Annotated in this window: 9 protein-coding genes; 8 read left to right on the forward strand and 1 reads right to left on the reverse strand. The window is 67.7% G+C overall.

The window, feature by feature from the left end:
- Positions 1 to 17: 17 nt before the first annotated feature.
- The 3 genes from G3O00_RS21885 (at position 18) to G3O00_RS21895 (ending at position 4,123) form a co-directional block, all read left to right on the forward strand.
- Positions 18 to 2,624 carry a circularly permuted type 2 ATP-grasp protein gene (locus G3O00_RS21885; RefSeq protein WP_206144318.1) on the forward strand — a complete coding sequence of 869 codons (2,607 nt, stop codon included), beginning with the start codon at positions 18 to 20 and terminating at the stop codon, positions 2,622 to 2,624.
- Positions 2,618 to 3,664 (forward strand): transglutaminase family protein, encoded by a 1,047-nt coding sequence (locus G3O00_RS21890; RefSeq protein WP_206144312.1) that lies wholly within the window; start codon positions 2,618 to 2,620, stop codon positions 3,662 to 3,664. Before G3O00_RS21885 ends, G3O00_RS21890 begins: the two co-directional genes overlap by 7 nt.
- A 186-nt stretch (positions 3,665 to 3,850) precedes the next feature.
- Positions 3,851 to 4,123 carry a hypothetical protein gene (locus G3O00_RS21895; RefSeq protein WP_206144313.1) on the forward strand — a complete coding sequence of 91 codons (273 nt, stop codon included), beginning with the start codon at positions 3,851 to 3,853 and terminating at the stop codon, positions 4,121 to 4,123.
- Between the two features lie 68 nt (positions 4,124 to 4,191).
- Here the strand turns inward: G3O00_RS21895 and pip are convergent, their stop codons facing one another.
- Positions 4,192 to 5,124 (reverse strand): prolyl aminopeptidase, encoded by a 933-nt coding sequence (gene pip / locus G3O00_RS21900; RefSeq protein ID WP_174930371.1) that lies wholly within the window; start codon positions 5,122 to 5,124, stop codon positions 4,192 to 4,194.
- 276 nt (positions 5,125 to 5,400) lie between these two features.
- Here pip and G3O00_RS21905 point away from each other — a divergent pair, with 276 nt between their 5' ends.
- The 5 genes from G3O00_RS21905 to G3O00_RS21925 form a co-directional block, all read left to right on the forward strand.
- A complete protein-coding gene (locus G3O00_RS21905) occupies positions 5,401 to 5,649 on the forward strand; it encodes a helix-turn-helix transcriptional regulator (RefSeq protein ID WP_174930370.1) in 249 nt (82 codons plus the stop codon).
- Positions 5,650 to 5,656: 7 nt separating this feature from the next.
- Positions 5,657 to 5,812 carry a LuxR C-terminal-related transcriptional regulator gene (locus G3O00_RS43455; protein WP_011355525.1) on the forward strand — a complete coding sequence of 52 codons (156 nt, stop codon included), beginning with the start codon at positions 5,657 to 5,659 and terminating at the stop codon, positions 5,810 to 5,812.
- A 169-nt stretch (positions 5,813 to 5,981) separates the two neighbouring features.
- Complete coding sequence (locus tag G3O00_RS21915) at positions 5,982 to 6,359, forward strand: hypothetical protein (protein ID WP_206144314.1); 378 nt, start codon at positions 5,982 to 5,984, stop codon at positions 6,357 to 6,359.
- A 108-nt stretch (positions 6,360 to 6,467) separates the two neighbouring features.
- Complete coding sequence (locus G3O00_RS21920) at positions 6,468 to 7,775, forward strand: DUF2589 domain-containing protein (RefSeq protein ID WP_206144315.1); 1,308 nt, start codon at positions 6,468 to 6,470, stop codon at positions 7,773 to 7,775.
- A gap of 61 nt (positions 7,776 to 7,836) precedes the next feature.
- Positions 7,837 to 8,164, forward strand: a 328-nt coding sequence (locus G3O00_RS21925) for a hypothetical protein (RefSeq protein ID WP_206144316.1), incomplete at its 3' end; no start/stop codon positions are given.

An 8,164-nucleotide genomic window follows, 5' to 3' on the forward strand; every position in this document is an offset into this window, starting at 1 on the left:
TCGCCGCCCCCGACGCGATGCCCACGCTTTTCGATACCGGCGCGCAGCCGGATGCCGCCGAACTGGCCGCCGCGCTCGCGGCGCCGGCCGCCGCCGGTCGCTACGACGAACTGCGCGGCAGCGCGGCCGGCCTGAACGCGCCTGCGCTCGCACCCGCGTGGCGCAGCTTCTTCACGTCGATCGGCAGTGACGGCGTGGCCGGCCTCGATCGCCGCGCCGACGCGCTGCACCGGCGCATGCGCGAGAACGGTCTGTTCTATCAACTGCACGAGCAGCGCGCCGGCGACGGCGCGGCCGGCCCGTGGTCGCTCGACCTGCTGCCGCTGATCGTCACGCCCGAGGACTGGGTTGCGATCGAGCGTGGCGTGCTGCAGCGCGTGCGGTTGCTCAACGCGACGCTGGCCGACCTGTACGGCCCGCAGACGATCCTCGAACGCGGGCTGCTGCCGCCCGCGCTGGTCACCGGGCATCCCGGCTACCTGCGCGCGATGCGCGGCGCACGCGTGCCGGGCGATACCTGGCTGCATGTCGTCGCGTTCGATCTCGCGCGCGGCCCGGACGGGCAGTGGCGGATCGTCGCGCAGCACACGCAGGGCGCGGCCGGCCTCGGCTACTTGCTCGAAAACCGGCTGATCGTGTCGCGGCTCTTTCCGCGCGGGTTTCGCGGGTTGCGCGTGCAGCGGCTCGCGTCCGCGTACCGCGCGCTGCTGCAGAGCATGCAGGCGCTCAGCCCGGCCCGCAAGAATTCACGGATCGTGCTGCTCACACCTGGGCCGCACAGCGCGACGTATTTCGAACACGCGTATCTCGCGCGCTACCTCGGCCTCACGCTCGTCGAAGGCGGCGACCTGACCGCGCGCGACAACCGCGTCTTCCTGAAGACGCTGCGCGGGCTCGAACCCGTGCACGGCATCCTGCGGCGTGTCGATGACGCGTGGCTCGATCCGCTCGAACTGCGACCCGATTCGATGCTCGGCGTGCCGGGGCTGCTGCAGGCCGTGCGCGCGGGCAACGTGCTGCTCGCGAACGCGCCGGGCTCGGGCTTCCTCGAATCGCCGGCGATGCTCGGCTTCATGCCGCGTCTCGCGGAAGGGCTGCTCGGCGAAACGCTGACGTTGCCGGCCGTGCATTCGTGGTGGTGCGGGGAAGCGGCCGCGTGCGACGACGCGCTGCCGCGGCTCGCGCGCAGCATCGTCAAGGCATCCTATCCACCCGACGTGCAGGCCGGCGGCGCGTTCGAGCCGGTGATCGGCGCACGGCTCACGCAGGCGCAGCTGGCCGAGTGGCGTGCGCGGATTCTCGCGCGGCCCGAACACTACACGGTGCAGGCCGACCTGCCGCTGTCGCAGGCGCCGACCTGGCCGCGCCAGGATGCGCCCGACGGCAACGGCGGCGCGCGCATCGTGCCGAAGCCGGTGCTGATGCGCGTGTTCGCGCTCGCCGACGGTGCGCAGCGCTGGCGGCTCCTGCCCGGCGGGCTGTCGCGGGTCGGCACGCGCGACACGCTGTTCAACGCGCCGATGCCGCGCGGCGGCAGCACCGTCGATACATGGGTGATGACCGAAGGCATCGTCGATTCGACGACGCTGCTGCAGACGCACCTCGGCCCCGACGACCTCGTCGAACGCCCGCGCGCGATCGCGAGTCGTGCGGCCGAGAACCTGTTCTGGCTCGGCCGTTATACCGAGCGCGCGACCAACCTGATGCGCCTCGCGCGTGCCGCGCTCGAACGGCTGCGTGGTGAGGACGACGTCGATAGCCCTGCGCACCTGGAACTGCTCGATACGCTGTGCCGCGACACGGGCCTGATCGCGGCCGATGCGCCAAACGCCGTCGATGCGCCGCGCGCGTTCCAGCACACGCTCGCGACGTCGCTGACGCGCGGCGCGGATCGCACCTCCGGCATCGCGGCGTGCCTGTTCGGGATGCGCGGCGCGGCGGCCGCGATCCGCGAACGGCTGTCGAGCGATCAGTGGCGGCTGATCGACGACGCGACCCAGCTGTTCGCGGACAGCGCGGGCCAGCCGGAAGCCGAGGAGCAGATCGGCAACGAGGCGCTGCAGTTGCTTGAGCGCCTTGGCCTGCTGCTCGGGGCGATCACCGGCGCGCAGACCGACAACATGACGCGCGACGACGGCTGGCGCTTGCTGTCGATCGGCAGGCAGATCGATCGGCTGGACTTCCTGTGCAGCGTGCTGAAGGCCGCGTTCGACGAAGGCGCGGTGCACCGGCAGGACGGCTTCGAACTCGTGCTGGAGCTGTTCGACAGCACGATCACGTTCCGTTCGCGGTTCCAGCGCGGCTTCGACGTCGCGCCGCTGCTGTCGCTCGTCGTGCTCGATACCGACAACCCGCGCTCGCTCGGTTGGGTCGTGCAGGCGCTGCGCGGCCGGCTGACGAAGGTCGAGCGCAGCGAAGGCTACGCGCTGTCCGAGCTGGCCGAGACGATTCCCGACGTCCCCGCGTGGTCGTTGCACGAGCTGTGCGAGACGGCCGAAGGCGGCCGGCACGACAAGCTGCTCGATGCGCTCGACACGACGGTGAAGGCGGTCTGGGAACTGTCGAACCGGATCGGCGAGCGCTATTTCAGCCACGTGCGCGAGGCGGGCAGGACGCTATGGTGACGACGAAAGGCGCTGCGAAAGCGTCACAAGGATCCGGCAATGCGCGGAACACATCGGCACCGCCATCGGCGCCGGCCGCAAAGGTTGACGTTGCGCCGGGCCGGTTGCTGCGCGTCACGCACGATACCGAATACCGTTACGCCGCGCGCGTCGAATCGGCGCAGCACCAGGCACGTCTGCAACCGCTCGTCACGCCGCGCCAGCAGGTGCTGTCGTTCGCGCTCGACATCGATCCCGCGCCGGAATCGGTTGGTACCGAGATCGACGCATTCGGCAACGCACGCGCATCGTTCGCATTGAACCAGCCGCACGACGCACTGCTCGTGCGCAGCCGCAGCACGGTACGCGTGACGCCGCCCGTGTGGTCGCGCGGTGCGCGCGGCGAGCCGCCGCCCGCCATCGCGAATCCCGACGGGAAACAGGCGATGGCGTGGGAAGCCGTGCGCGACCGCTTGCGGTTCCGCGCAGGGCAGCCCTACGACGCGGCGAGCGAATTCGTGTTCACGTCGCCGCATGTCGCGTGCGATCCCGAACTCGCCGCGTATGCGGCGTCGAGCTTCACGCCGCAGCGGCCGCTCGTGCAGGCCGCGTGGGAGCTGATGCGGCGCGTGCATGCCGATTTTGCGTATACGCCGAACAGCACCGACATCACGACGTCGGCGCTCGATGCGCTGCGCTTGCGCAAGGGCGTGTGCCAGGATTTCGCGCACGTGATGATCGGCGCGTTGCGCTCGCTCGGGCTGGCCGCGCGTTACGTGAGCGGCTACCTGCTCACGCAGCCGCCGCCCGGGCAGCCGCGATTGATCGGCGCCGACGCGTCGCATGCATGGGTCGAGGTGTACGACCCGGCCTGGCCCGAAGACAACGGCTGGCTGCAACTCGATCCGACCAACGATCGTGCGCCGGGCGACGACTACGTGATGCTGTCGATCGGCCGTGACTATGCGGACGTGACGCCGCTGCGTGGCGTGATCCGCGGCGGCGGTGCGGATCAGGAGCTGAAGGTCGGCGTGACGGTGGAGCCGCTCGACGCGCCGTAACGCATGCCGTATGCCGCATTCCCGCGCGATTCGCCGTTTAAGTCTTCGTTAATACTGCACGCCTAGCATGGTCATGCCGGCGAACGGATCGGACTCGATCCGGGGCACCGGCGGCACGCGCGGGTGCGTCGACGTCACGGCGCCGCACCGTCGCGCATCGCCATTCCCTTGCAACGGCGGCGAATCATGATCAAGACCTTCGACTACATGCTCGGTAGCGAGACGATTCCGCTCTGCGCGAGCTTCGGCGCGGGCCCGGCGTGGCGCCGCGTGCTCGTGAGCCGTGCGGATTCGATGGAGACGCTGGTGGTGCTCGATGCGCGCGGCCTGTCGGGCCTGCTGAAGGTGGCGACCGAAGCGCCGGAAGGGCTGCTCGACGACGCGATCCGCAAGGTTGGCGACGAGCAGCTCGTCGAGCGGGCGATCAGCGACAAGGCGATCGTCGAAGCGTCGCTTTGACAGGCGCGGTGCGTGAGCGTGCCGGCAGGCACGGCCGAACGCACCGCGTTGCATTGCGTTGACAGCGCTTACGCGGCGAACCGGTCCGTTGCCGCGACCAGCGCTTCCAGGATCCCCGGCTCGTTGTACGCATGCCCGGCGCCGGGCACGATCTCGAACGTCGCATCCGGCCATGCCTTCGACAAATCCCATGCGGTGCGCGCGGGCGTCGCGACGTCATAGCGGCCCTGCACGATCACGCCCGGGATGCCGGCGAGGCGATGCGCGTCGCGCAGCAGTTGGCCTTCCTCGACGAAGCCCTTGTTCACGAAGTAGTGGTTTTCGATCCGCGCGAACGCGAGTGCGTAGTGGCCGTCCGCGAAGTGCGCGGCGAGTTTGGGGTCGGGCAGCAGCGTGATCGTGCGACCTTCCCAGATGCTCCACGCGCGCGCGGCTTCGAGCTTTGCCGCTTCGTCGTTGCCGGTCAGCCGGCGATGGTAGGCGGCCATCAGGTCGCCGCGCTCGGCTTCCGGAATCGGTGCAACGAAGTCTTCCCACAGGTCGGGGAACAGCCACGACGCGCCTTCCTGGTAGTACCACAGCAATTCCGAACGACGCATCGTGAAGATGCCGCGCACGACCAGCGCACTCACGCGCTCGGGGTGCGTTTCGGCATAGGCGATCGACAGCGCGCTGCCCCACGAGCCGCCGAACACGAGCCACTTTTCCGCACCGACCATCTCGCGCAGGCGCTCGATATCGGCGACCAGATGCCACGTCGTGTTGTTCTCGAGGCTGGCGTGCGGCGTCGAGCGGCCGCAGCCGCGCTGGTCGAACAGCAGGATGTCGTAGCGCTCCGGATCGAACAGACGGCGATGGTCGGGGCTGCAGCCGGCGCCGGGGCCGCCGTGCAGGAACACGGCGGGCTTGCCGGCCGGGTTGCCGCAGCGCTCCCAGTAGATGCGGTGGCCGTCGCCGGTGTCGAGATGGCCGTGGGCGTAGGGTTCGATCGGTGGGTACATGACGTTTCCTGATTGAAAGGTCGGTGGGGTGCCGAAAGCAGTACGCCATTATGCCCAACTCGCCGTAATGGCGTGTTCCGGTTCCCGCATGCCGGACGACTGCCGTGCTTGTCGATCGATATTGAAAAAATCCGTAAAAAACCGCATCGCATCGTTCACGCATTCCGATTCAATATGCCTTTGTGTTTCGTGTGCGTGCCACGCATGAAATGCATTCATGACGCTGGCCATGCGTCGCGGATCAATGAGAAATCAAAATAATTCCGGGGATTGTGAATGGATAGCGATTCTCTGACGAGGAAGGAGCGCGAGATCGTGTCGTTGATCGCGCGGGGGATGCGCTGTACGGAGATTGCCGCGGTATTGGGGGCCGCGCCGATGACGGTGCGCAAGCACCGCGCGAACATCGTGCGCAAGCTCGGCCTGACGGGCACCGCGCAACTCGTGGCCTATGCGGTCGAACACGCGCCGCCGCTCGCGGACGACCTCTCTCCTTGCGAAGATCGCCGCGCTCGGGCCGCGTGAGCGGGATGTGCTGCGCCTGATCGGCGCCGGTCTCGCGAGCAAGGAAATCGCAAGATTGCTCGATGTCAGCCCGCGCACGATCAGCAAGCATCGTGAAAACATCATGCACAAACTGTCCATTCACGAACTTGCCCGTCTGGTGAAAATCGGTCGCGAATTGTGATTCCGGCGATCCGTATTTTCGCTACGCAATCGGAGGTATTGAGCGGTATTCGTATTCGGCGCAATTTGAATGCCGAGCGGATATTGCATTGCATTCGCTCACGGACGGGCGAATGCGCGATATTCCGAGGGCGAATTCACCCGATTTTCGAAATGAAAAGGAGTGAAAAATGGAAAGTCAGAGTCCGATTATCTGGAAGGACGATCGCGCCACGCAGGTCGCAGTGGCGCAACTCGTCAATGTGTCGACCGGGGAGTTCGTGGTCGACGTCACCGAACCGCCGCAAGTCAAGGAGTGGACGAGGCTGCTCGAATCGCGGGCCGCCGAGGATCACACGGAAGGGGACGCCGCGCTGCTCACATGGCCGCCCCGTCCGGTGTCCAGGCCGGCGATCTACGGCGGTGTGATCGTCTCGACGGTCAGCACGTTCGCGCTGCTGACGGGCTTCGCGATCTGGCGCAACTACACCGTGAGCGCGGAACTGACCCCGGACCGGATGCGCTTCCGCCTGCGTCCGCCGCCCCCGCCGCCCCCGCCGCACGCGTAAAGCAGCCCGGCCGCCGCCCGTTCGGGCGCGGCCGCCGCGTGACGTACCGCACGCGCCGGCGAGACAGCACGGCGGCGCGTGCGGAACCGAAATCACAGGAGATCAATCATGCCAGTTGACAATTCGGCGGCCGAGTCCGCCCGGAGTCTGTTGAACGGTATCGACTACAGCGCGTTGATCGGCGGTCCGTTGCAGGCCGCGATCACCGCTCAGGCGATGGCCGCGAAATCCACCTACGAGTTCATCGACAAGGTCGGCCTCACGACCGACAAGGACGGCGTGAAGCAGGCCGTCAACGTCACCTTCCTGTACCAGAAGGACGGGCAGATGGTGAAGCTGATCGTGCCGCTGCTGACGATCGTGCCGGTCCCGCTGATCCTGGTCGACGAAGTGACGATCCAGTTCAAGGCGAACATCAATGCTGCTGCGTCGTCGACGTCGGAAGAGTCGAAGTCCGAAGCGATCGCAGGCGAACTGTCGGCGCAGGGCAAGATCGGCTGGGGGCCGTTCAGCCTGTCGGCGCAGATGAAGGCCAGCTACTCGAGCAAGAAGGATTCGAAAGCGACGCAGGACTCGCGCTATTCGGTCGAGTACACGCAGGACGTGTTCGTGCATGCGTCGCAGGCCGGCGTGCCGGCCGGGCTCGCGACCGTGCTCAACATCCTGTCGAGCGCCGCGACCGGTGCGAGCCGCAACGGCGACATGCAGGTCAGCCCGGCGTTGTCGACCGTGATGTCCGGCGATCCGGCGCAGCAGCAGATGCTGCAGGTGCGCCTGCAGAATTCGAGCGGTCTGTTCGCCGGCGATACGGAAGTCGTGTTCCAGATCGATCCCGCGCTCGCCGACAAGTTCCGGATGAGTCGCGCGCCGTTTGGTTCGACCATCCCGTTCGATCAAGCGGGCAAGATCGCGTCGTTCAAGACCGACGGCGACGGTTCGCTCTCCGTCCTGTTCTGGGCCGAGGGCGAGGTCGACGCGCAGGCAATCGACCTGACGGTGTCCGCGTCGATCCCCGCGCCGGACGGCGGCAAGGCCGACGCAAAGACGGTCGTCGTGCCGGTGCGCGTGCTGCACCGGTTGCCGCCGCCGTCGGCGCCGTCGCTCAAGAGCGCGCAGGCCACACTCTCGATCGCCAAGGACGCTTCCGACAAGGATGTGCTGACCGCGCTGCGGCCGGACGGCACGCCAGCGGCGGATGTCGAGCTGAGGTTTGCGTTCGACGCCAGCGGCACGGCGTTCGAGGTCACGGCGAACGGCAAGAGCGTGACGAGCGATCCGCCGAAGACCGATGCCGACGGCAAGGTCGAGATCGATTGCAAGGCGCTCGACGACAGCAGCAAGTCGGTCGTGACCGTCAGCGCGACGATCGACGGCGCCGGTGTGTCCACGAGCCTCACGCTGCAGGCCAAGCCCTGATCCGTCCGATGTGACAACCCACCCGTGCCGGCCTGCCGGCGCGGGTTAGAGGAGAACACCGATGACCAATCTGCGGGATATTGCCGCCGCGTTCCTCGACAGTCTCGCGGGCGCGCAGCACGAAGCGAACCTGTATTCGAAGCGCCTCGCGGTGAAGTATCGCGAGGATCCGTTGCTCAAGTATTTCCCGGTGCCGAACGGTCTGCTCGACGAAGCGGACGTGACGTTGCGCTTCGCGGTGCCGCCGGGCGCCGCCGACGACGAGCGGTCATCGCGGCTCGATGCGGACACGCCGACGGCCGATGCGCTGCCGTCGCAGGTCGCCGTTGCCGACCTGGCGACGGAGGCCGGCGCGCTGCTGCTGCGGGATCTCGCTGGCGCGCTCAGAA

The organism is Burkholderia sp. Ac-20384 (assembly GCF_017104605.1).
Taxonomy (GTDB): Bacteria; Pseudomonadota; Gammaproteobacteria; order Burkholderiales; family Burkholderiaceae; genus Burkholderia; species Burkholderia lata.